Annotated in this window: 18 protein-coding genes; 2 read left to right on the forward strand and 16 right to left on the reverse strand. The window is 73.4% G+C overall.

What is annotated here, in order from left to right; genetic code table 11:
- Positions 1 to 9 precede the first annotated feature (9 nt).
- The 4 genes from ACFVU7_RS03780 to ACFVU7_RS03795 all read right to left on the reverse strand — a co-directional run bounded on the left by ACFVU7_RS03780 (position 10) and on the right by ACFVU7_RS03795 (position 3428).
- Complete coding sequence (locus ACFVU7_RS03780; protein ID WP_049648957.1) at positions 10 to 207, reverse strand: hypothetical protein; 198 nt, start codon at positions 205 to 207, stop codon at positions 10 to 12.
- A 500-nt stretch (positions 208 to 707) separates the two neighbouring features.
- Positions 708 to 1934: a PP2C family protein-serine/threonine phosphatase gene (locus ACFVU7_RS03785; RefSeq protein WP_079271718.1), complete on the reverse strand. Its 1227-nt coding sequence runs from the start codon at positions 1932 to 1934 to the stop codon at positions 708 to 710.
- Positions 1935 to 2263: 329 nt separating this feature from the next.
- On the reverse strand, positions 2264 to 2749 hold the full coding sequence (locus ACFVU7_RS03790) for a ribose-5-phosphate isomerase (RefSeq protein WP_049648958.1): 486 nt from the start codon (positions 2747 to 2749) through the stop codon (positions 2264 to 2266).
- Positions 2750 to 2828: 79 nt separating this feature from the next.
- Positions 2829 to 3428, reverse strand: a complete 600-nt coding sequence (locus tag ACFVU7_RS03795) for a biotin transporter BioY (RefSeq protein ID WP_074000683.1) — start codon at positions 3426 to 3428, stop codon at positions 2829 to 2831.
- A gap of 266 nt (positions 3429 to 3694) precedes the next feature.
- Between ACFVU7_RS03795 and ACFVU7_RS03800 the strand changes: the two genes are divergently transcribed.
- Complete coding sequence (locus ACFVU7_RS03800; protein WP_387827178.1) at positions 3695 to 5122, forward strand: amino acid permease; 1428 nt, start codon at positions 3695 to 3697, stop codon at positions 5120 to 5122.
- 66 nt (positions 5123 to 5188) lie between these two features.
- On the opposite strand, the gene ACFVU7_RS03805 is transcribed toward ACFVU7_RS03800, so the two are convergent.
- Positions 5189 to 5821: a DsbA family protein gene (locus ACFVU7_RS03805; protein WP_388044117.1), complete on the reverse strand. Its 633-nt coding sequence runs from the start codon at positions 5819 to 5821 to the stop codon at positions 5189 to 5191.
- 226 nt (positions 5822 to 6047) lie between these two features.
- Between ACFVU7_RS03805 and pepN the strand changes: the two genes are divergently transcribed.
- Positions 6048 to 8612, forward strand: a complete 2565-nt coding sequence (gene pepN / locus ACFVU7_RS03810) for an aminopeptidase N (RefSeq protein WP_388044119.1) — start codon at positions 6048 to 6050, stop codon at positions 8610 to 8612.
- A gap of 153 nt (positions 8613 to 8765) precedes the next feature.
- On the opposite strand, the gene ACFVU7_RS03815 is transcribed toward pepN, so the two are convergent.
- The 11 genes from ACFVU7_RS03815 to ACFVU7_RS03865 form a co-directional block, all read right to left on the reverse strand.
- Positions 8766 to 9065 carry a putative quinol monooxygenase gene (locus ACFVU7_RS03815; RefSeq protein WP_049648963.1) on the reverse strand — a complete coding sequence of 100 codons (300 nt, stop codon included), beginning with the start codon at positions 9063 to 9065 and terminating at the stop codon, positions 8766 to 8768.
- Positions 9065 to 10030: an NAD-dependent epimerase/dehydratase family protein gene (locus ACFVU7_RS03820; RefSeq protein ID WP_049648964.1), complete on the reverse strand. Its 966-nt coding sequence runs from the start codon at positions 10028 to 10030 to the stop codon at positions 9065 to 9067. The genes ACFVU7_RS03815 and ACFVU7_RS03820 overlap by 1 nt, the downstream gene beginning before the upstream one ends.
- Positions 10031 to 10099: 69 nt before the next feature.
- Positions 10100 to 11356, reverse strand: coding sequence for an MFS transporter (locus ACFVU7_RS03825; RefSeq protein WP_375877233.1), 1257 nt, complete (start codon positions 11354 to 11356; stop codon positions 10100 to 10102).
- The gene (locus ACFVU7_RS03830; RefSeq protein WP_388044121.1) at positions 11353 to 12702 is read right to left on the reverse strand and encodes a hydrolase; all 1350 of its coding nucleotides are present in this window, start codon (positions 12700 to 12702) and stop codon (positions 11353 to 11355) included. The genes ACFVU7_RS03825 and ACFVU7_RS03830 overlap by 4 nt, the downstream gene beginning before the upstream one ends.
- Positions 12699 to 13952 (reverse strand): ATP-grasp domain-containing protein, encoded by a 1254-nt coding sequence (locus ACFVU7_RS03835; RefSeq protein WP_049648966.1) that lies wholly within the window; start codon positions 13950 to 13952, stop codon positions 12699 to 12701. Before ACFVU7_RS03835 ends, ACFVU7_RS03830 begins: the two co-directional genes overlap by 4 nt.
- Before the next feature lie 78 nt (positions 13953 to 14030).
- The gene (locus ACFVU7_RS03840; RefSeq protein WP_117487770.1) at positions 14031 to 14981 is read right to left on the reverse strand and encodes a transketolase family protein; all 951 of its coding nucleotides are present in this window, start codon (positions 14979 to 14981) and stop codon (positions 14031 to 14033) included.
- Complete coding sequence (locus ACFVU7_RS03845) at positions 14978 to 15796, reverse strand: transketolase (RefSeq protein WP_049648968.1); 819 nt, start codon at positions 15794 to 15796, stop codon at positions 14978 to 14980. Before ACFVU7_RS03845 ends, ACFVU7_RS03840 begins: the two co-directional genes overlap by 4 nt.
- Positions 15793 to 17646: a M20/M25/M40 family metallo-hydrolase gene (locus ACFVU7_RS03850; RefSeq protein WP_049648969.1), complete on the reverse strand. Its 1854-nt coding sequence runs from the start codon at positions 17644 to 17646 to the stop codon at positions 15793 to 15795. The genes ACFVU7_RS03845 and ACFVU7_RS03850 overlap by 4 nt, the downstream gene beginning before the upstream one ends.
- Positions 17643 to 18695, reverse strand: coding sequence for an N-acetyl-gamma-glutamyl-phosphate reductase (gene argC / locus ACFVU7_RS03855; RefSeq protein ID WP_074000676.1), 1053 nt, complete (start codon positions 18693 to 18695; stop codon positions 17643 to 17645). Before argC ends, ACFVU7_RS03850 begins: the two co-directional genes overlap by 4 nt.
- Positions 18688 to 20007 (reverse strand): DegT/DnrJ/EryC1/StrS family aminotransferase, encoded by a 1320-nt coding sequence (locus tag ACFVU7_RS03860; RefSeq protein ID WP_074000675.1) that lies wholly within the window; start codon positions 20005 to 20007, stop codon positions 18688 to 18690. The genes argC and ACFVU7_RS03860 overlap by 8 nt, the downstream gene beginning before the upstream one ends.
- On the reverse strand, positions 20007 to 20636 hold the full coding sequence (locus ACFVU7_RS03865) for a DegT/DnrJ/EryC1/StrS family aminotransferase (protein ID WP_049648972.1): 630 nt from the start codon (positions 20634 to 20636) through the stop codon (positions 20007 to 20009). The genes ACFVU7_RS03860 and ACFVU7_RS03865 overlap by 1 nt, the downstream gene beginning before the upstream one ends.
- Positions 20637 to 20646 lie beyond the last annotated feature (10 nt).

A 20646-nucleotide genomic window follows, 5' to 3' on the forward strand; every position in this document is an offset into this window, starting at 1 on the left:
CCGGCCGGATCAGCCTCCGGTGATGCCGGAGATGCTGTGCGCGAGGTTGGCCAGCAGGGAGTTGATGGAGGTCGCGACCGTGGTCTCGTGCAGCATGAAGCCGAACAGGGCGGCGACGATCGCGTGCGGGATCTTCATCTGCTTGTTGCGGATGAAGATGATGCACAGGATCGCGAACAGGACCAGTGCGGAGACGGAGAGTGCCACCCGGACTCACTTCCTCGTTTTCATAGCGTGGTGCCGCCGCCCGGCGGCACCTGCGAAAGCCGGACCCCGGCCTGTCCGACGGTCCCGAGGCGGAATCGCGGACCGTCCGGCACACCGCCGGTGAGGGAGCCCGCGGTCGACCGCTGTCTGTCGTGCCGCACGTGACGCCCCCTATCCCCCGAATCCTGAACAGTCCCGCCCGGACTCAGTGTGGTCGACCGTGCCGATTGCGTAAAGGTCTGAAAGTCAGCCCAACGCCGATATCCTGCGATGCGAGACGAGTTTCCGCCGACCGGGACGATAGCGGAGCCGTCCTGACGAATCGTCGGCGGGGCCGTGCTGAGCGGCCGGGAAACCGTCGGGGGCGGGTAACGGAAGCCAGTGGTCCGGTCAGTCGACGGGGCGTCCGATTTGGCTGAAGATCAGCTGCCAGGCTTGACAGCCGCGGCTGCCTCCGGCATGTGCCCCGGCGACGGGGGCCGGGCGGGCGTCGGCGGGCGTCAGTCGCGCCAGAGCAGCAGCACGGCGCGGTCGTCGTTGATGTCCCGGGCGACCGTCTCGATCAGCGCGCCCGCGGCGCCCGCGCCCGTGCCGGGTCCGCCGCCGGGCACCAGCCGGTCCGCCTCCCCCATCAACCGGTCCATGCCCTCCCCGAGGTCCCGGCCCGGCGCCTCGACCATGCCGTCGGTGCACAGCATCAGCACGTCGCCCCGGTTCAGCCGGCCGCGCACGCCCTCGAACTTGGCGCCGTCGTAGATCCCCAGCAGCGGGCCCTCGGCCTGCTTCACCTCCCAGCGCCCCTCCCCGGCCAGCCGCTGCATGCCCGGCAGGTGCCCGGCCGAGAGCAGCTCGTACTCGCCGGTGTCCAGGTCCAGCACCAGGTGGACGGCGGTGGCGAAGCCCTCCTCCCAGGACTGGCGCAGCAGGTAGCCGTTGGCGGCGGGCAGGAAGTCGTGCGCGGGCAGCGAGCCGACCAGGCCGCCGAAGGCGCCGGAGAGCAGCAGGGCGCGGGAGCCGGCGTCCATGCCCTTGCCGGAGACGTCCGCGAGGACCACCTCCAGCAGCCGCTGGCCGGGGCCGGTGCGCGCGGCGACCACGAAGTCGCCGGAGAAGGACTGGCCGCCGGCCGGGCGCAGCGCCATGTCCGCGTGCCAGCCGTCCGGCAGCTCGGGCACCCGGCTCTGCACCCGCAGCCGCTCGCGCAAGTCGAACAGCATGGTGGAGCCGCCCCACCAGGGCACGCCGACCCGGGCCCGGAACTGGGCGAGCAGCAGGCCGCCCACGCCGGCGGCGCCGACCACCAGGGCCGCGCCCGGGGTCACCCCGTAGAGGTACGCCTCGGGGTTGTTGCTGGCGACCCGCTGGCCGGTGTGGATCACGGACTCGGAGGAGAGGCCGAGGGCGGCCAGCGCGTAGAGCACCACCAGGCTGCCGGGGCGCAGCAGCAGGGCGCCGGCCAGGATCGGCAGGACCAGGGAGGTGGGCGGGGCCCAGCCGGGGATCCAGATGTTGAGCATGATCAGCAGCGGGACGAGCAGGGCGAGCGCGCAGAGCACCGGCCAGTCGGCGGCGCCGCCGCGGAAGTAGTCCACCCCGGCCGTGCGCAGCCTTCGGCGGACCCGGCGGAGCCTCTTGCGCAACCGGGCCGTCACGGACTCGGACGCCGGGGCGGCGCCGGGCCTCGTCGCAGTCGTCTGGGGCGGTGTGCCCGGCGCTCTGCCAGCCATGGGGTCCGACCCTATCCACGGGCACCGCCCGGCGTCGACGGGACGGGGGCGGGCGGTGGCGCCGGAGTGCGGGGCGTCCACCGGGTTTCGGCCGATCGGAACGGTTGCGGGCGTGCCGTCAGGAGGCCTGCGCGGGTTGGGCGTACGAACCGTGCGGGCGGCGCGTGCGCCCCGCGCGCGGGGGTTCCGGCGCGCGGGGGCCTGTGGCCGATCCCACAGGCGGCGCGGGGCCGTTCCGGGCGCGTCACGCGCTTCCGGGGGCCCGGAGACGGCGGCGGCCGGTCGCACGGGAGCGTGCGGCCGGCCGCCGGAGAGGGTGGGTGGCGGGATCAGCCCTGCGGGTGGTGGGCCGGGATCGGCGGGAGCTCGCCGGTGGTCTCGTACTCGCTCAGCATCTCGATCCGGCGGGTGTGCCGGGCCTCGCCGCTGTAGGGGGTCTTGAGGAAGACCTCGACGAAGCCGGTGGCCTCCTCGACCGTGTGCATGCGGCCGCCGATGGAGATCACGTTGGCGTTGTTGTGCTGACGGCCGAGCTCGGCGGTCTGCGCGCTCCAGGCCAGCGCGGCCCGGACGCCCTTGACCTTGTTGGCGGCGATCGCCTCGCCGTTGCCCGAGCCGCCGATGACGATGCCCAGGGCGTCCTCGTCGGCGGCGGTGCGCTCGGCGGCGCGCAGGCAGAACGGCGGGTAGTCGTCCTCGGCGTCGTAGATGTGCGGCCCGCAGTCGACCGGCTCGTGGCCGGCCCCCTTGAGCCACTCCACGAGGTGGTTCTTCAGTTCGTATCCGGCATGGTCTGAGCCCAGGTACACGCGCATGCCATGAGTGTGGCATGCGCGTGCGCCCGGGCCCGACAACGGGGGCGCCGACGGGGAGCGGTCGGCGCGGCGGGGGTGGTCAGCGCCGGCCGAGCAGCTTCCAGGCCAGCGGCAGGGCGCCGGCGGCGAGGGCGGCCTTGAGGGCGTCGCCGACCAGGTACGGGTAGAGGCCGAGCTCGGCGGCGCGGGCGAGCGGGACGTGCAGCGACAGGGCGAGGTACGGGACGCCGACCGCGTAGATGGCGAGGCTGCCGAGGACCATGGTGACGGCGGTGTTGACCGGGGTGCGGTCGGCGCCGCGGCGGGCCAGCGCGCCGGTCAGGGCGGCGGCGACGACGAAGCCGAGCACGTAGCCGAAGGTCGGGAACGCCCAGCCGGTGGCGCCGCCGGTGAACCAGGGCAGGCCCGCCATGCCGGCCAGCAGGTACAGCACCAGCGAGGCGGCGCCGCGGCGGGTGCCGAGCGCGGTGCCGACCAGCAGGGCGGCGAAGGTCTGGCCGGTGACCGGGACCGGCGAGCCGGGGACGTTGACCGACAGCTGGGCGGCCACGCCGGTCAGCGCGGCGCCGCCGGCCACCAGGGCCAGGTCGCGGGCCTGGGCGCCGAGGCGGGTGGAGGCGGCGGGCAGCAGGTCGGCGAGGACGGCGCGGCGCGGTATCGGGGTGGTGGCAGTGGCCATCGGGGCTCCTCCGTGAGAGTCCAGGTGAGTGAACACCTGTGAACCTACGCGGTGATCCACTGGGCGAACGGCACGGTTTCGGACAAACCCCCGCCCTCGGGCGTTGTCGGAACCGACTCCGGACAACCCCTGGTCACAACATGATCACTTTGGGTTTCGGCATGGTCCGCATACTGGGCCCGAACCGATCATCTTTGGCATGGACAGCGGCGGCGCCGGATATTGGACAGCTCATGTCGCATACCGCACAGTCTGGAACCACCCCTATGGCCCCCACTTCCGCCCCTACGGCGCCCGGGACCCCCGACGGCACCCGACCGGCCGCGGCCCCGGCGCCGGGTGGCCAGCAGCTCACCCACGGCCTGAAGCAGCGCCACCTGTCCATGATCGCCCTCGGTGGCGTGATCGGCGCCGGCCTCTTCGTCGGCTCCGGCGCCGGCATCGCGGCCGCCGGCCCGGCGATCATCCTGGCGTTCGTGCTCTCCGGCCTCCTGGTCATGCTGATCATGCGGATGCTCGGTGAGATGTCCGCCGCCCGCCCCGCCTCCGGCTCGTTCTCGGTGCACGCCGAGAAGGAGATCGGCCCCTGGGCCGGGATCACGGCCGGCTGGATGTACTGGGTGATGCTCTGCTGCGGCGTCGCCGCCGAGGCCACCGCCGCCGGGAAGATCGTCAACGGCTGGATACCCGGCGTCTCCGCCTGGGTCTGGGTCGCCCTGTTCATGGCCTTCTTCTGCGCCAGCAACCTCACCGCGGTGAAGAACTTCGGCGAGTTCGAGTTCTGGTTCGCCGCCATCAAGATCACCGCGATCATCGCCTTCCTGGTCCTCGGCGGGCTCGGCATCGCCGGGGTGATCGGCCCCGGCGCCCCCGGCGCGCACAACCTCACCGGCGAGGGCGGCTTCCTGCCCAACGGCGTCAGCGGGCTGATCGTCGGCCTGCTCGCCTCGGTCTTCGCGTACGGCGGTCTGGAGACCGTGACCATCGCCGCCGCCGAGTCCGACGACCCCAAGAAGAACGTCGCCAACGCCGTGCGCACCGCGGTGTGGCGGATCGCGATCTTCTACATCGGCTCGATGGCCCTGGTGGTCACCCTGGTCTCCTGGAAGGACCCGAAGGTCGTCGCGGACGGCCCGTACGTCACCGTGCTGAGCCACCTCGGGGTGCCCGCCGCCGGACTGATCATGCAGGTGGTGGTGCTGGTCGCGCTGCTGTCCGCGATGAACGCCAACATCTACGGCGCCTCCCGGATGGCGTACTCGCTGGTCGGCCGCGGCCAGGGCCCCAAGGCGCTGGCCAAGGTCGGCGGCGGGGTGCCGCGCAGAGCCGTCCTGGCCTCCTGTCTGTTCGGCTTCGGCGCCGTGCTGGCCGCCAAGTTCTGGCCGGACACCGTGTTCACCTGGCTGATGAACACCACCGGCGTGGCGATCCTGGTGGTCTGGCTGTTCATCTGCGTGGTCCAGCTGCGGATGCGCCGCCGACTGGAGCGCGAGGCCCCCGAGCTGCTCACCGTGAAGATGTGGGGCTACCCGTACCTGACCTGGATCGCGATGGCCGCCGTGGCCGGCATCCTCGCCCTGATGACCACCACCGAGGGCAACCGCCAGCAGCTGTACGCGGCCGGCGTGCTGGTCGCGGCGCTCACCGTCGCCGGGCTGCTCAAGCAGCGCCGGGACGCCGCCGCGCTCCGCTGACCTCCCCGCGCACGCGGCAGGGCCCGGTACCGAGCGGTACCGGGCCCTGCCGCGTGTCCGGCGCCGTTACTCGAAGGACGGGCCGGCCGTACGGGTGCGCTTGATCTCGTAGAAGCCCGGGGTGGAGGCCACCAGCAGGGTGCCGTCCCACAGCCGGGCCGCGGCCTCGCCCTTCGGGGCGGGGGTGACCACCGGGCCGAAGAAGGCCACCCGCTCGCCGTCCGCGCCCTCGACCGCGATCACCGGGGTGCCGACGTCCTCGCCGACCAGGGTGATGCCCTCCTGGTGCGAGGCGCGCAGGGCCTCGTCGTACGCGTCCGTGTCGGCCGCGCTGGCCAGCTCGGCGGGCAGGCCCGCGGCCACCAGGGCGGCCTCGACGGTCTCCCGGTTCTGCGGCAGGCCCTGGTTGTGGAAGCGCACGCCCAGCTCCGTGTAGAGCCGGCCGAGCACCTCCGGCCCGTGCTGCTCGGCGGCGGCGACGCAGACCCGCACCGCGCCCCAGGCGTTGTCCAGCAGCTCCCGGTAGTTCTCCGGGAGGTCCCGGTGCTCGTTGAGCACCGACAGGCTCATCACGTGCCAGCGCACGTCGACCGGACGCACCTGCTGGACCTCGATCAGCCAGCGGGAGGTCATCCACGCCCACGGACAGGCCGGGTCGAACCAGAAGTCGGCGGTCTTGCGCTCAGCGGCAGTCGTCACTGCGGGTGCCCTTCGTGAGGTGGTCCGGGACACGGAGGAGTTCCGCCCCGGGAACGCCAACACCCGCCCCGCACCGCTGATTCCGGTGCGAACGCGGCGGCCTGTGCAATGGTACTGACGCCGCGGGGCGTGAAAGGATGACCCCGCGTGCGCGGGGCACACCCCGCGCCGAGACCGCACCACCCACAGGCGCACCACCGTGCGAGCCGGACAAAGGAGTACCGCCGTGCCGGGCAAGAACCTCAGCCGCGACGAGGCGCAGCAGCGGGCCAGCATCCTGGCCGTGGACGGCTACCAGGTCCGGCTGGACGTGACCTCGGCCCCGGACCGGGAGGCCGGCACCTTCCGCTCCACCACCACCGTCACCTTCCGCTGCTCCCAGCCCGGTGCGGACACCTTCCTCAACCTGCTCGCCCCCGCCGTCCGCTCGGTCACCCTCAACGGCCGCGCCCTCGACCCGGCCACCGCCTACGACGGCGCCCGGGTGCACGTCGACGGCCTGGCCGCCGAGAACGTGCTGACCGTCGAGGCGGACTGCGCCTACAGCCGCACCGGCGAGGGCCTGCACCGCTTCGTCGACCCGGTGGACGGCGAGACCTACCTCTACACCCACTACGAGCCGGCCGACGCCCGCCGGGTGTTCGCGAACTTCGAGCAGCCCGACCTGAAGGCCCCGTTCACCTTCACCGTGACCGCCCCGGCCGCCTGGGACGTGCGCTCCAACGCCCCGCACGAGGACGTCACCGAGCAGGACGGCGCCCGCACCTGGGAGTTCGCGCCGACCAGGCCGATCTCCACCTACCTCACCGCCGTCGTCGCCGGCCCGTACCACGTCGCCCGCGACCACTACCGCCGCGAACTGGCCGACGGCACCGCACTGGAGATCCCGCTCTCCGCGATGTGCCGCAAGTCGCTGGCCCCGTACTTCGACGCGGACGAGATCCTCGGCGTCACCAAGCTCGGACTCGACTTCTTCCACGAGCAGTTCGACTACCCGTACCCCTTCGGCAAGTACGACCAGGCCTTCGTCCCCGAGTACAACATCGGCGCGATGGAGAACCCCGGCTGCGTCACCTTCCGCGAGGAGTACGTCTTCCGCTCGAAGGTCACCGACGCCGCGTACGAGGCCCGGGCCAACGTCATCCTGCACGAGATGGCGCACATGTGGTTCGGCGACCTGGTCACCATGCGCTGGTGGGACGACCTGTGGCTGAAGGAGTCCTTCGCCGACTTCATGGGCTCCTACGGCCTGATCGGCGCCCGCACCCGCTACTCCTCGGCCTGGGTCACCTTCGCCAACCAGCGCAAGGCCTGGGCCTACCGGCAGGACCAGTTCCCCACCACCCACCCGATCACCGCGGACATCCGGGACCTGGAGGACGCCAAGCTCAACTTCGACGGCATCACCTACGCCAAGGGCGCCTCCGTCCTCAAGCAGCTGGTGGCGTACGTCGGTTCGGAGGCGTTCTTCGAGGGCGCCCGCCGCTACTTCAAGCGCCACGCCTTCGGCAACACCGAGCTGGGCGACCTGCTGGAGGTGCTGGAGGAGACCAGCGGCCGCGACCTCAAGGCCTGGGCCGCCGCCTGGCTGCAGACCTCCGGGGTCAACGCGCTCACCCCGCAGGTCACCACCGACGCCGAGGGCCGGATCACCGAGCTGGCCGTGCTCCAGGACGGCGACGTGCTGCGCCCGCACCGGATCGCGGTCGGCCTGTACGACCGGGACGCGGACGGCGCCCTGGTGCGCACCGGGCGGATCGAGCTGGACGTCACCGGCGCCCGGACCGTCGTCACCGAGGCCGCCGGCCTGCCCCGCCCGGCGCTGGTGCTGCTCAACGACGACGACCTGACCTACTGCAAGATCCGCTTCGACGAGGAGTCGCTGGAGACCCTGCGGGCCGGCCTCGGCGAGATCCGCGACGAGCTGGCCCGGGCGCTGACCTGGTCCGCGGTCTGGAACCTCACCCGGGACGGCCTGATGCCGGCCCGCGACTACGTCGCCCTGGTGCTGCGCTTCGCCGGCCAGGAGGGCAACATCGGCGTGCTCCAGTCGCTGCACGCCCAGGCCAAGACCGCCGTCGACCTGTACGCCGACCCGGCCTGGCGCGGCGAGGGCGGCCGGCTGCTCGCCGACGGCGCCCTGCGCGAGCTGCGCGAGGCCGTCCCCGGCAGCGACCACCAGCTGGCCTGGGCCCGCTTCCTCGCCCAGACCGCGGGCGGCGCCGAGCACCTCGGCCTGGTCCGCGGCCTGCTGTCCGGCAGCGCCCGGATCGACGGCCTGGAGGTCGACCAGGACCTGCGCTGGTCGCTGTGGCTGGCGCTGGCCGCGGCCGGCCAGGCCGCCGACGAGGAGCTCGACGCCGAGCTGGCCGCCGACAACACCGCGAGCGGCAAGCGGCACCACACCCAGTGCCTGGCCGCCCGGCCCACCGCGGAGGCCAAGGCCGCCGCCTGGTCGGCCGTCATCGACTCGGACGAGCTGCCGAGCGCCCTGGTCGAGGCCAACACCGGGGGCTTCTCGATCCCCTCCCAGCGCGACCTGACGGCCCTCTACGCGGCGCCGTACTTCAAGCTGCTGGAGCGGGTCTGGGCCGACCGGACCATCGAGATCGCGATCCGGATCGTCGGCGGCTTCTTCCCGCTCGCCCAGGCCTCCGAGCAGACCCTGGCCGAGGCCGACGGCTGGCTGGCCGGGCACCCGCAGGCCGCGCCGGCGCTGCGCCGCCTGGTGCTGGAGCGCCGGGACGACCTGGCCCGCGCGCTGCGGGCGCAGGCCTGCGACCGGATCTGACGGGCCGCCGTACGCCGCACCGACCGCGCCGCGACAGCCGTACGCGGTAGAGGCCGTGGGCCCCGGCCCGCTCCTGGAAACCAGGGGCGGGCCGGGGCCCACGGTCGTTCTCCGGCGCGGCCGGTGCACTCAGCCGGCGCGCTCAGCCGGCGCTCAGCCGGCGCTCACGGAGACCGGAACGCTGGGGTGCACCTCGCGCTCGACCCGCGGCAGGATGTCCGGGATGTAGACCTTCTGGATCGCGTCGCCGCCGTCGTGCGCCTCCCAGGCCTCCCGGGTCGCCCAGCGCTCCACCAGGACGAAGCGGCCCGGGTCGTCCTGCGAGTGGTACGCCTCCCAGCTGACGCAGCCGTCCTCGGCGAGGCACAGCGGCCGCATCCGGGCCAGGGCGTCGGCGACCGCCGGGACGCCGTCCGGCTCGGTGACCCTGACGATGACGATGAGGTCGAACATCACTGCTCCTTGGCGGTGGTGGGATCGGTGTCGGCGGCGGCGGCCCGGCCGAGCGCGGGCAGCCACTCGGCGATGGGGGTGAACCGGTAGCCGAGCGAGGCGGCCCGGTCGGCCGACATCGCGAAGTCGGCCGGGCAGGAGAACGGGGACAGGTCGGGGTCGCCCGCCGGGTCCTCCTTCTCGATGACCTGGGCCGTCAGCCCGGTCGCCCCCTCCACCGAGGCAACGACATCGTAGACGTCGGCGGTGTCCGGGGAGGCCACGTTGACCGCTCCGGTCACCTCGTTCACGGCCGCCCAGGCGAGGAAGCCGGCCGCGTCCTCGGCCCGCACCAGCGAGGTTCGGCCCGGCCCGGCGTGGGCCACGATCGGCCGCCCGTCCCGGATCCGGTCGACGTGGAAGCGGTAGCGGCCGGTGAAGTCGCCCTCCTCGGCCAGCACGTGGGCCACCCGGGCCAGCAGCACCGGCACCCGGGCGCGGTCGGTCACCGCGGCCTCGGCCTGGCGCTTGCCCTCGCCGTAGTTGGCCTCCAGGTAGTCGTCGTCCTGCCAGGGCAGGGTGAGGTCGTACGGGTAGCCGGCCGGGTCGAGCTCCTCCTCGCGGGCGAGCGCGCCGAACTCCGGTGCGGCGACCGGCCCGCGGAAGGTGTCCCGGTTGTAGACCTCGATGGTGCTGGTCAGCACCAGCTTCCCGGCCCGGTCCCCGAAGGCCTCGCAGGCCTCCACGGCGGCGTTGGGGGTGTAGCACATCTGGTGCACCACGGCGTCGAACCGCTCCCCGGCGACCGCCTCGGCCAGCTCGCCGGGACGGTTGACGTCCGCGCGCAGCCGTCGGACGGAGTCCCCGAACGGGTCCGGGGTCCGGCCGCGGGTGACGAGGGTGACGCGGTGGCCGGCCGCCAGCAGCCGGCGCACCAGCAGCTTGCCGAAGTAGCGGGTCCCGCCGATGACGCAAATGTCTGCCATCTGCTCTTTCCTGTCTCTTTCTCTCTCGTTCCGTCCGCGGCCCCGCGACGCGCGACCGCTCGGGTTCTGTCAGGCGGACGCGGCGCCCACGGCGTCCGAGCTGCCCGCCTCCGCCTCCTGGGCCGCCGCGGTCTCGGTGCCCTCCGCCCGGCCCACCAGGCAGACCACCGCGCAGCCGGCGGCCACCACCGCGTCGACGTACCAGTTCGCGCCGGGCACCCCGGCGGAGCGCGACAGGTCGAACAGCACACCGGCGAGCACCGAGCCGGCCATGTTCCCGGCGCTGCGGAAGAAGTGCATCGCCCCCATCGCCTTGGCGAGTTGGCGCTCGGGGACCTTGCGGGCGATCCACATGTCGAAGGACGGCACGAAGAGGATCTCGCCCAGCACCACCGTCAGCGCCCCGACCACCACCCAGGCCGCGCCGCGCCCCGCGCCGAGGGCGGTGAACGCCACCGTCATGCCGGTGAGGCCGATCGCCATCACCACGGCCGGGCTGAACCGGCCGATCAGGAACTTGAACACCGGGTACTGGAGCACCAGGATGCTCAGCCCGGTGATCCAGAACGGCGAGGACGGCGCCCACTGCGGCACGTACCGCTCCATGTGCAGCGGGATGCCGACGATGAAGCCGATCGACAGGAACCAGAACACCGCCGACAGCAGGAAGTAGCGGGTGGCGCCCCGGATGTCGATGCCCTTGAACACCGCGGTGGAGAACAGCGGCTTGCGGGCCGCCGCCCCGGCCCCGGGCTCCACCGGCGCCGGGGGCTGGAAGCCGTCCCGGGGGATGAAGGACGAGGCCGCCAGGCAGAACGCGAGGAAGATCGCGAACACCACCGAGAACAGGGTGCGCAGCTCGACGTCGGCGAGCACGGCGCCCAGCATGGCGCCGCCGAACACGCCCACCTGACCGGCCATCTGGAAGGTCGAGAAGGCCTTGGGGCGCTCGTCGTCGGGGTAGGAGGCGAGGACGTTCTTCAGGCCGGGGAAGGAGGTGCCGGAGCCGAAGCCGATGAAGAAGGCGAGCACGGCGTAGACCAGCACCCCGGTGCCGAAGCCCATCAGGCCCAGCGCCACCGCCTCCAGGGCGGTACCGAGGAAGACCGCACCGCGGATGCCGATGCGCAGCGCCACGCCCTCGTAGAAGAAGGTGGCGAGCAGCCGCCCGACGTACGTCATGGCCATCACGACGCCGGCCCAGAAGCCGCTGTCCACCCCGCCGAGCGAGGCCACCAGCACGGGGAACCAGATGTAGCTGCCGGTGTTGGCGAGCAGGATGCCGGCGTTGACGCCGATCAGCGCCCGCTTGCGGTCGACGGTCACAGGGCCGCCCCCTCCTTCGTGTCGTGCGTCGTCGTGCCGGCCGCCGCGGCGGCGCGGAGCCCGGCGATGGCCCGGGCGACCGCCTCGCGGTCGATCGGTGTCCCCCGCACGACGGTGGCGGTGGGCAGCGCGGAGAGCGGCCGGCCCGGCGCGTGCAGGTTGTAGGTGGCCGGTGCCCCGACGCTGATCGGGTGGGCGGCGCCGGACTCGCCGCGCAGCTCGTCGAAGTAGCGCCGGCCGCCGACGGTGGCCTGGTGGCGCAGCGCGTCGGCGAGCGAGGGGTCGTCCCCGCGCAGCAGGTCGAGCTCGCCGAGCAGGGAGTAGCCGTGGTAGGCACCGGTGTTGCCCGAGTCGGTGCCGACCAGCAGGTTGCCCTCGCGCAGCGCGGCCAGCGCGTTGCGGCGCATGTCGCCCAGCGCGCCGGTGCGGGTCTCCTGGAGGCCGTAGGTGATCCCGTACGGCTGCTCCAGGCCGCGGACGGCGTCCAGGTTGCGGACGTCCTGGGTCTCGGCGAAGCCCTCGCGGCCGTACGCGGCGAGGAAGTCGTCGGCCGTCATGACCATCGGGCGCAGCCCGGAGAGGGTGGAGACGAACCGGGCGCCGGCCAGGTCCTTCCACTCGGCGTCGCCGAGGGTGCGGTCGCGGACGGTGTGGGCGAAGAGCCGGAAGCCGCAGTCGTAGGCCCAGCGGGTCTCCTCCAGCGTGTTGCAGTCGATCACCGCGGTGATGCCGCGCTCGGCGGCGATCCGCGCGGTGAACCGCAGCACCCGCTCCGACAGCCGGGAGAAGCGCACCTTGGAGCCCGGCTGCTCGGTGCCGTCGGTGAACATGACCTTGAGGAAGGTCGCGCCGCGCTCGGCGTTGTTGCGCAGCGCCTGGTCGAGGTCGGCCTCGACCGCGAGCATGTACACCGGGGTCGGGAACTCCACGCCGTGGCCGGAGAGGCCCGCCGCGTTGGTCATCGCCGTCACCGCGTAGCCGCAGTGGACCAGTTCGGGGTACGGCAGGTCCGAAGCGGCCCGGCCGGCCTCCCAGGCGTCGGCCACCATCGGGTAGCCGAACATGTCCACCACGTGGGTGACGCCGTGGTAGAGGTACTGGAGGGCGATGATCCGCGGGTCCTCGGCGGTGTCGTCGAAGTTGGCGGGCAGGGCGATGTGGGCGTGGGTCTCGGTGTAGCCGGGCCACAGCTCCGGCTCGTCGCCGCGACGGGTGCCCGAGGGCTCGATCCGGGTGAAGACCCCGTCCTCGACGGTCACGTCGAACAGCGCCTCGGCGTCCAGGGCGGGGACGGCCACGCCCGACAGTACGGCGGGCCGCCGCTGCTCGGGGGTGGCCGCGCTCACCGGGCCACCTCGACCGACAGGCGCAGGTCGATGCGGTCCAGGCCGTCCTGGCAGCGCTTGGCGGCCTCGTCCCGGTCGCCGCCGGTGAAGATGATGTGGCCGATCCAGTCGAAGTTGCTGCGGGACAGCCGGTTCACGGCCGTGCCGGGCTTCTTGTAGCCGAGGGCGCTGTGGAAGCCGGGCAGGTCGGTGAGGGCGTCGAAGCCGATCGCCTCGACCGTCCCGGCGACCGGGGAGCCGAACCAGTGGCCGCTGGCCGTGGTCTCGCGGGGGAAGGCCAGCTCGGGCCGCTCGCCGAGGGCCTGGCGGATGACCTCCAGGTACGGGTCCACGCCGGAGGTGATCTCCATCAGGGTCGGCACGATCCCGCCGGCCAGGCGGCCGTTGACCTCGCACAGCACCGGGCCGTCCGGGCCGAGCAGCCACTCGGTGTGGATGAAGCCGAAGTCCACGCCGAGCCCGTTCAGCACGGCGGTGGTGGCGGCGAACAGCTCCTCCTGGAGCGGGTGGCCGCTGAAGTAGGTGAGGCCCATCTCGATGAAGTACGGGAACCCGCTGAGCGAGCGGTCGGTCAGGCCGAGGTTGACCACCTCTCCCCCGGCGAGCACGCAGGACTCGACGGAGATCAGCTCGCCGGTGACGAACTCCTCGATGACGATCTCCGGGATGCGCACGACGCCGCGCCCGTAGTCGGCGACCTGGGCCAGCTCGGCGAGGTACTCGCGCAGGTCCGCCTCGTCCTTGAGGTGCAGGACGTGGAGGCTGGCGGTGCCGTCGGAGGGCTTGGCCACGCAGGGGAAGCCGACCTCGCGGACGGCGGCCTCCACCTCGGCCGGGTCGGTGGCCACCGCGAAGCGCGGCTGGCGGATGCCGGTGCCGGCCAGGGTGGTGCGGGTCAGGTGCTTGTGCCGGGCGTTGCGGGCGCCGTCGACGCTCATGCCGGGCAGGCCGAGCGCCTCGGCGACGGCGGCGGTGTGCACGGTGTGGTACTCGCTGTACGTGGTGACGCCGTGGATCGGCTTGGCCTCGTGCAGCCGCCGCGCCAGGTCGGTCAGCTCGTCGAGGGAGAAGGCCTGCTCGCTCTTGACGACCTGGCAGTTCGGGTGGGCGTAGGCGGCCTCGGTCAGCGGCGAGACGCTGAGGTAGAAGTCGGGGTCGACCGAGACCAGGGTGACGTCGTGGCCCAGTTCCAGGGCGTTCGCGATACCGGCGATCCCGTTCGGGTTGCACTCGATCATGAGGATGTGCATGGCTGTGCTCCTTTTCGGACTGTGGCGGATCAGGGGATGACGGGGGGCGGGGGCGCGGCGGACGCGGGCCCCGGCGGCTCAGCGGACGCAGGCTCCGGCGGCGGCCGGCAGCCGGCCGGCGCCGCCGGCCCGGGCCACCGCGGCGAGCACGGCGGGCAGCGTGAGCCCGACCGCGGCCATGACCTCCTCGTGGTCGCCGCCGGTGGACGGCCAGGTCAGGTCCGCGCTCGCCGCGGTGACCTCGCACCCGGGCATCAGCAGCGCGAGGGCCTCGGCCGCCCCGCCCTGGGCGCGGTGCTCCTCGACCACGACGAACCGCCGGTGGTGGCGGGAGAGTTCGGCCGCGGCGCGGGCCAGGTTCGGGTGGTCCAGGTAGACCAGGTGGGCGTGGCCGGTGCCGGGGCGGGCCTCCCGCGCGGCCAGCGCCAGGCGGGTGCCCTCCTCGCCGACCGACACCAGGCAGACCTCGCCCGGCTCGGCCCGGGACTCCCAGGTGACCAGCGGCGCCCGCTCGCCCTCCCGGTCGAGCGAGCGGTACTGGGCGTTGCGCCCGGTGCGGATGTAGTGCGGCCGGCCGGAGCGCACGGCCTCGCGGACCACCGCGCGCATCTCCGCCTCTCCGTAGGGGGCGGCGATGACCACGCCCGGGATGCTGCGCAGGACGGCGAGGTCCTCCAGGCAGTGGTGGGTGGTGCCGAACCAGGCGCCGGAGACGCCCGCGTACGGCGCCACCACGGTGACCCCGGCGTTCAGGTAGCCCAGCGTCAGCTTGAGGCTCTCCGCCGCGCGCAGCGCCGCGAAGGGCGCGAAGGTGCTGACGAAGGGCTTGTACCCGCCCGCGGCGAGGCCCGCCGCCATGTCGACCATGGCGCCCTCGGCGATGCCGAGGTTGAAGAAGCGGTCGGGGTGGGCCGCCTGGAACGGGTGGCCCTTGCCGCCGAGGTCCGCCTCCAGGCAGAGGATGGTGTCGTCCTCGGCGGCGAGCCCGGTCAGCTCGTCGCGGTAGGCGTCACGGCCCGAGAGGGTCATCGGATCGCTCGCTTCCACTTGGCGGCGCGCGTGGCGTCGATGGTCACGTAGTGGGAGCCGGCCTTGCCCTCCACGGCGGGCACGCCCTTCCCCTTGACGGTGTTCGCGATGACGGCCAGCGGCCTGCGGGCCCCGGCCCGGTCCCCGGCGAGCAGCCCGGTGAGCGCCGCCAGGTCGTGCCCGTCGGTCTCGGCGACCTCGAACCCGAAGGCGGCGAACCGCTCGGCGAGCCGGGGCAGCGGCGAGATGTCGGCCACCATGCCGTCGTTCTGGCCGCCGTTGCGGTCGACCACCAGCACGAAGTTGCCCAGCTCCTGGGCCACGGCGACCTGGCAGGTCTCCCAGACCAGGCCCTCCTGGAGCTCGCCGTCGCCGGCGACGGCGATGCCGAGTCCGCTCCGGCCGCCGATCCGGCGGGCCATCGCCCAGCCGGCGGCGTACGGGACGCCGTGGCCGAGGCTCCCGGTGGGGAAGCGCACGCCCGGGACCTTGGGGCCCGGGTGGCCGGTGAACGGCTCGCCCGCCAGACCGTAGCGCGGTGTCGGGTCCTCCGGGAGGACGCCGCTGACGTGCAGGGCCGCGTAGAGCCCGGCGGCGGCGTGGCCCTTGCTGAGCACGACCTCCGTGCCGTCCCCGGCCGAGGCCCGGTGCAGCGCGGCGATCAGGATGTCCAGGACGGACAGGCTGCCGCCGAGGTGGCAGCCGCGCGGCCCGGCGGCCATGTCGACCACCAGCCGGCGGGCCCGTACGGCCCGGTCGGCCAGGGTGGCCAGCAGGTCGTCCCCGGTCTGCGGCGGGGCGAGCAGGGTGCTCATCGACGGCTCCCCTCGGGCAGGGCGAACCACCGGTTGACGGCGTCCGCGAGCAGCGAGCGGGCGGTGCGGTACTCCATGGCGCCGATCCGCTCCTCGTCGGTGTGGTCCAGCGAGGAGTCGCCGGGGCCGTACGCGACCATCGGCACGTCCCGCCAGGTGGTGGCCAGGGTGTTCATGTCCGAGGTGCCCTTCTTCACGACGAAGCGGGGCCGGATGCCGGTGTCCGCGAAGGCCCGGCTGAAGACCTTGACCAGGGAGCTGGAGCGGCCTCCGACGTACCCGGGGGTGGCCCGCAGCACCTCGATCTCCACCCCGGGCCGGACCTGGTCGAGCGCGGCCGAGCGCAGCGCGTCGAGGTCGGCCGTGGGCGGCACCCGGAAGTTGAGGATCCCGGTGGCGTGGTGGTGCTCGCGCCCGGTCCGGCTGCTGATCTCGATGACCGCGCTCAGCGCGTCGGTCGCGTGGGCCAGCACGGCCGTCCGGATGCCGCCGAGCGCCTCGATCAGCAGGTCGGGGGCGGAGACCGCGTCCTGTCCGGCCGAGTGGCCGCTGGACACCGAGGCGGTCACCTTGAGCTTGAAGAGCCCGAAGTAGCCGAGCGTCAGCTTCTCCGAGCCGCTGGGCTCGCCGATGACGACCGCGTCGGCCGGGTAGTGGTCGCGGACGTGGAACGCGCCCTTGGAGGAGGAGATCTCCTCCTCGACCGCGCCGACCACGCACAGCTGGCCGTCCTCCGGGATGTCCGCGTGCGCGAGCACCTCCAGGAAGTTGGCGAGGCAGCCCTTGGCGTCCACGCTGCCGCGGCCCCACAGTTCGCCCTCGCGCCACTCGGCCGGCCAGCGGTGCGGCACGGTGTCGAGGTGGCCGAGGAGGAGCAGCCGGCGGGGCCCGATGCCGCGGCTGGCGACGAGGTTGCCCGCCTCGTCGACGGCGGCGTCCATGCCGCGCTCGCGGCACCACTCGGCCAGCAGGGTGGCGAGTTCGGCCTCGTCACCGGAGACCGAGGGCACCGAGACCACCCGGGTCAGCAGGCTCAGGTCGGCGGAGGGCTCGCGCACCCGCCAGAACCTGGTCCAGTTGGCCGGCTCGGACATGGTGTGCGGCCCGGTGATGGCCACGTCGGCGCTGCCCTCCAGGGCGATCTCGGCCGCGCGGACCTTCTGCCGCATGCGCCCCGCGGCGTACCGCGCTCCGTCGCCCGGGTAGGCGTCGGCCAGCGTGGAGCGCGGGTCGTCCTTGTCCGTCAGCAGTCCGGCGGTGCCGGTGACCAGCCGCAGGTGGTCGGCGTCCAGCGCGTTGGCGAGGACCGCCGCGAGCACGTCGGCGTCCACGTTGAGCGGGGCGCCGCCGTCCGGGTCGGCGACCGGCGCGGACAGGCAGACCAGGTCGTACGTGTCGAGCAGGGCGTTCAGCCGGGCGGTGTCCACCTGGGCGGGCACGCCGGCCCGGTGGTCGCGGACCACGATCGGCCGGCCCTCGGCGGACAGCGCCTTGAGCGGGCGGTTGGCCCGGCCGGTCACCAGGGCGCCGCGCGCCGCGACGGCGGTGAAGACGCCGAGCCCGAGGGCCCGGGCCTCCCGCTCCACGGCGGGCAGGGTGACCCGCTCGTAGGCGTCGACCAGGTGGGTCATCTCCTCGGGCGGGCAGTAGCGCACCTCGTCGCCGTTGGCGAGCCGCAGCTGCGGCATCGGGCGGGCGATCGCGCGGTAGTGGGCCTCGATGCCGGTGGCACCGCCGGCGACCAGGAGCACCCGGGCGCCCCGGGCCACCAGGTCGGCCAGCTCCTTGTGGATCGTGCCGTGGTCGAGCGTGGCGCTGCCGACCTTGATCACGTACAGCGGACGGCTCACGGCGACACCGCCGTGGTGGGCAGTCCGGTCGTCTCGTCCAGGCCGGAGATCAGGTTCATCGCCTGGATCGCCTGGCCGGCCGCGCCCTTGATCAGGTTGTCCAGGGCCGCCACCGCGACGCACTGGTCGCCGCGCACCGCGACCGCCACCTCGGCGACGTTCGAGCCGACGACCGCCTTGAGCATCGGGAAGTCCTGCGCCGCCTTGGGGGCCGGCCGGACCCGGACGAAGGGCTTGCCGAGGTACGCCTTGGCGTAGGCCCGCTTGACGTCCAACGCCGTGACGCCGTCCCGCAGTTCGGTGTACGCGGTGACCATGATGCCGCGCGACACGTCCAGGCTGTGGGTGGAGAACCGCAGGTCCACGGCGGCGCCGGTCAGGTCGGCGATCGCCTGCTGGACCTCCGGGGCGTGCCGGTGCCCGTGCAGCTTGTGCACCCGGATGTTGCCGCTGCGCTCGGCGTGCGGCTCGCCGCCGCCGCGACCGCTCCCGGTGGAGCCGGTCTTGGCGTCGACCACGACCCGGTCGGTCGCGAGCGAGGCGGCGAACATCGGGTAGAGCGCGTAGATGGTGGTGACGGCCATGCAGCCGGGCAGGCTGATGAACCGCTCCTGCGGGACCTCGGGGCTCAACTCCGGTATGTAGTAGGCGAAATCCTCGCTCGGCGGGTTCGCGGCCGTCCTCGGGTAGTGGGTGCGGACGTCGTCGCCGTCGCGGAGCCGGAAGTCGCCGCCCAGGTTGAGCACCCGCTTGGCGTTGTCGGCGATCAGCGGCAGCTGCTCCGGCAGGGTGCCGGTCGGCAGGCAGCCGAAGGCGACGTCGACGGGGCCGGCCTCGGCGAGCTGCGCCAGCGGCCGGAGCGTCAGCGAGCCGGCCCTGGGGTGGTTGCGCAGCCACGGGTGGACGCTGCCCACCGTGGCACCGGCGTTGCGCTCCGCGGAGAGGAACGCGAGCTCCACCCCGGGGTGTTCGAGCAGCAGCCGGATGACCTCGCCACCGGTGTAGCCGCTCGCGCCGATGACGGCGACGCGGATCTTCTGGTCAGCCAAGGCGGGCCGCCTTCTCCCACGGACGGCGGTGGTCGCCGCTCTCGACGAGCTTGCGGATGGCGTCCGGGCGCCGGGCGACCTTCCGGAAGGCGTCCGCGTAGCGCAGGATCCGCTCGTACTCGACCGGGGAGCGCAGCTCGCGGCAGAGCACCAGGGTGCTGTCGAGCATGCCCAGGGTGACCGGGAAGTCCTCCGGGCGGTGGTCGCGCACGGCGTCCGGGTTGAGCGAGAACGGGTAGCCGTTGCCGAAGCCGTCGCGGTGCCGGAACGGCAGGTGGCACGGGATCGGGGTGTTCTGCCACTCGCGGGCCGGCACGCCCTCGGCGACCAGCAGCTCGTGCACCGCCTCCTTGACGGCGTGCACCGGCAGGTCCTCCAGGCCGACGGCCTCCGGGTGCAGGGTGGTCCGGTACATGTTGTACGCGTGCACGTGCCCGTCCGGGACGTGCGGCGGCGTGAACAGGCCGGTCCCCGCCAGGGCCTCGCCGAGCAGGGCGGCGTTGCGGGCCCGGATCTCGTCGTAGTACGGCAGCCGGGCCAGCTGGCTGGTGCCGAAGGCGGCGGCCACCCAGGACATCCCGTAGTCGATGGCGTGGCGCTCCAGGTAGGCGACCGCCCGGCCGTACGCCTCCTCGGTGGCGTAGAAGGCGATGCCGCCCTCGCCGCCGAGCGGGAAGTTCTTGTCGGCCATCAGGCTCTGGCCGGCGGCGTCGCCGAAGGAGCCGGCCACCCGGTCGCCGATCTTCGCGGAGTGGGCGTGCGAGGCGTCCTCGACGAGGGCGATGCCGTGCTGGTCGGCCAGGGCGCGCAGGGCCGGCACGTCGGCGGGCAGGCCGTGGACGTGCACCGGCATGAGCGCCCTGGTCCGGGGGGTGATCGCGGCGGCCGCGGCCCGCGGGTCCATGCAGTAGGTGTCCGGGTCGATGTCGACGAACACCGGGATCGCGTGGGCGGCGACCACGGCCTGCGCGGTGGCGATGAAGGTGAACGCCGGGACGATCACCTCGTCACCGGGCTGCACGCCGGCGCCGACCAGGGCCATGTGCAGGCTGGAGGTGCCGCTGGCGGTGGGCAGGGCGTACTCGGCGCCGACGTAGGCGCGGTACGCCTCGGCGAAGTCGGCCACGACCTTGTCGGGCGACTGCCGCTGGGCGAGCATCAGGTTGAAGACGTCTTCCTTGGTGATGATCGGGAAGAGCGTGCGGCGCTGGGCCTTGGGGATCATCGCGCCGCCGCCGAGGGCGGCGAGCTCGTCGGCGAGGTCGGCTTCGGTGGGCAGGGGCAGGGGCGAGTTCGGGAAGTCGGTGATCATCAGCGTGCTCCGGAGCTTGCGGCGGCGGGGCGAGCCGCGTGGGTCAGGGCCATCCGTACGCAACCGGCCACCAGGGGGCTCAGCCGGTAGTTGAACTGCACCCCCGGCACCAGGTCCTCGTCGGCCTCCTGCTGGGTCCACATGGTGCGCAGGTCGTAGGCGCCGAAGATCTTCAGCCGCTCGGCCCGGGCCCAGAGCCGCTCGTCGTCGGTGAGCACGGCGGCGGCCGGGCCGAAGCCGAGCCCGCTCAGGTCCACCACCAGCGCGGGGGCGGTGGCTTCGGCGGTCAGCTCGTCCAGCCGGCCGGCGTTCTCGGGGGTCAGCGAGACGAGGTCGAAGGCGGCCGGGGCCTGCCCCTCGACGGTGACGCCGAGCCAGGCCAGGAAGGCCGTGGTGGCCTCGTCCGGCCCGGCCAGGGCGACGGTGTCGCCGTGGCCGATGCCCTGGCCGGCCAGGGCCGCGTGCAGGGCCCCGGTCCGGCTGTTCAGCAGGACGGCCTTGGCCCGGCCGGTCCGCTTGGTCAGCAGCCGCTCCAGGGCGGGCAGTTCACGGTCGCTCTTCTCGATGCTCATGACCACGCCCGAGGTGAGCACGCGGGCGAGCACCGTCGCGGTGTCGAACAGTTCCATGGTTCCTCTC

Origin of the sequence: Kitasatospora sp. NPDC058046 (assembly GCF_042885595.1) — a bacterium.
Lineage (GTDB): Bacteria > Actinomycetota > Actinomycetes > Streptomycetales > Streptomycetaceae > Kitasatospora.

What these genes read in the sequence shown, in the direction of transcription:
- ACFVU7_RS03785 (WP_079271718.1), bottom strand. Translation starts at nt 1,934, where the DNA reads ATGGCTGGCAGAGCGCCGGGCACACCGCCCCAGACGACTGCGACGAGG.
- ACFVU7_RS03790 (WP_049648958.1), bottom strand. Translation starts at nt 2,749, where the DNA reads ATGCGCGTGTACCTGGGCTCAGACCATGCCGGATACGAACTGAAGAAC.
- ACFVU7_RS03795 (WP_074000683.1), bottom strand. Translation starts at nt 3,428, where the DNA reads ATGGCCACTGCCACCACCCCGATACCGCGCCGCGCCGTCCTCGCCGAC.
- ACFVU7_RS03800 (WP_387827178.1), top strand. Translation starts at nt 3,695, where the DNA reads ATGGCCCCCACTTCCGCCCCTACGGCGCCCGGGACCCCCGACGGCACC.
- ACFVU7_RS03815 (WP_049648963.1), bottom strand. Translation starts at nt 9,065, where the DNA reads ATGTTCGACCTCATCGTCATCGTCAGGGTCACCGAGCCGGACGGCGTC.
- ACFVU7_RS03820 (WP_049648964.1), bottom strand. Translation starts at nt 10,030, where the DNA reads ATGGCAGACATTTGCGTCATCGGCGGGACCCGCTACTTCGGCAAGCTG.
- ACFVU7_RS03835 (WP_049648966.1), bottom strand. Translation starts at nt 13,952, where the DNA reads ATGCACATCCTCATGATCGAGTGCAACCCGAACGGGATCGCCGGTATC.
- ACFVU7_RS03840 (WP_117487770.1), bottom strand. Translation starts at nt 14,981, where the DNA reads ATGACCCTCTCGGGCCGTGACGCCTACCGCGACGAGCTGACCGGGCTC.
- ACFVU7_RS03845 (WP_049648968.1), bottom strand. Translation starts at nt 15,796, where the DNA reads ATGAGCACCCTGCTCGCCCCGCCGCAGACCGGGGACGACCTGCTGGCC.
- ACFVU7_RS03860 (WP_074000675.1), bottom strand. Translation starts at nt 20,007, where the DNA reads ATGATCACCGACTTCCCGAACTCGCCCCTGCCCCTGCCCACCGAAGCC.
- ACFVU7_RS03865 (WP_049648972.1), bottom strand. Translation starts at nt 20,636, where the DNA reads ATGGAACTGTTCGACACCGCGACGGTGCTCGCCCGCGTGCTCACCTCG.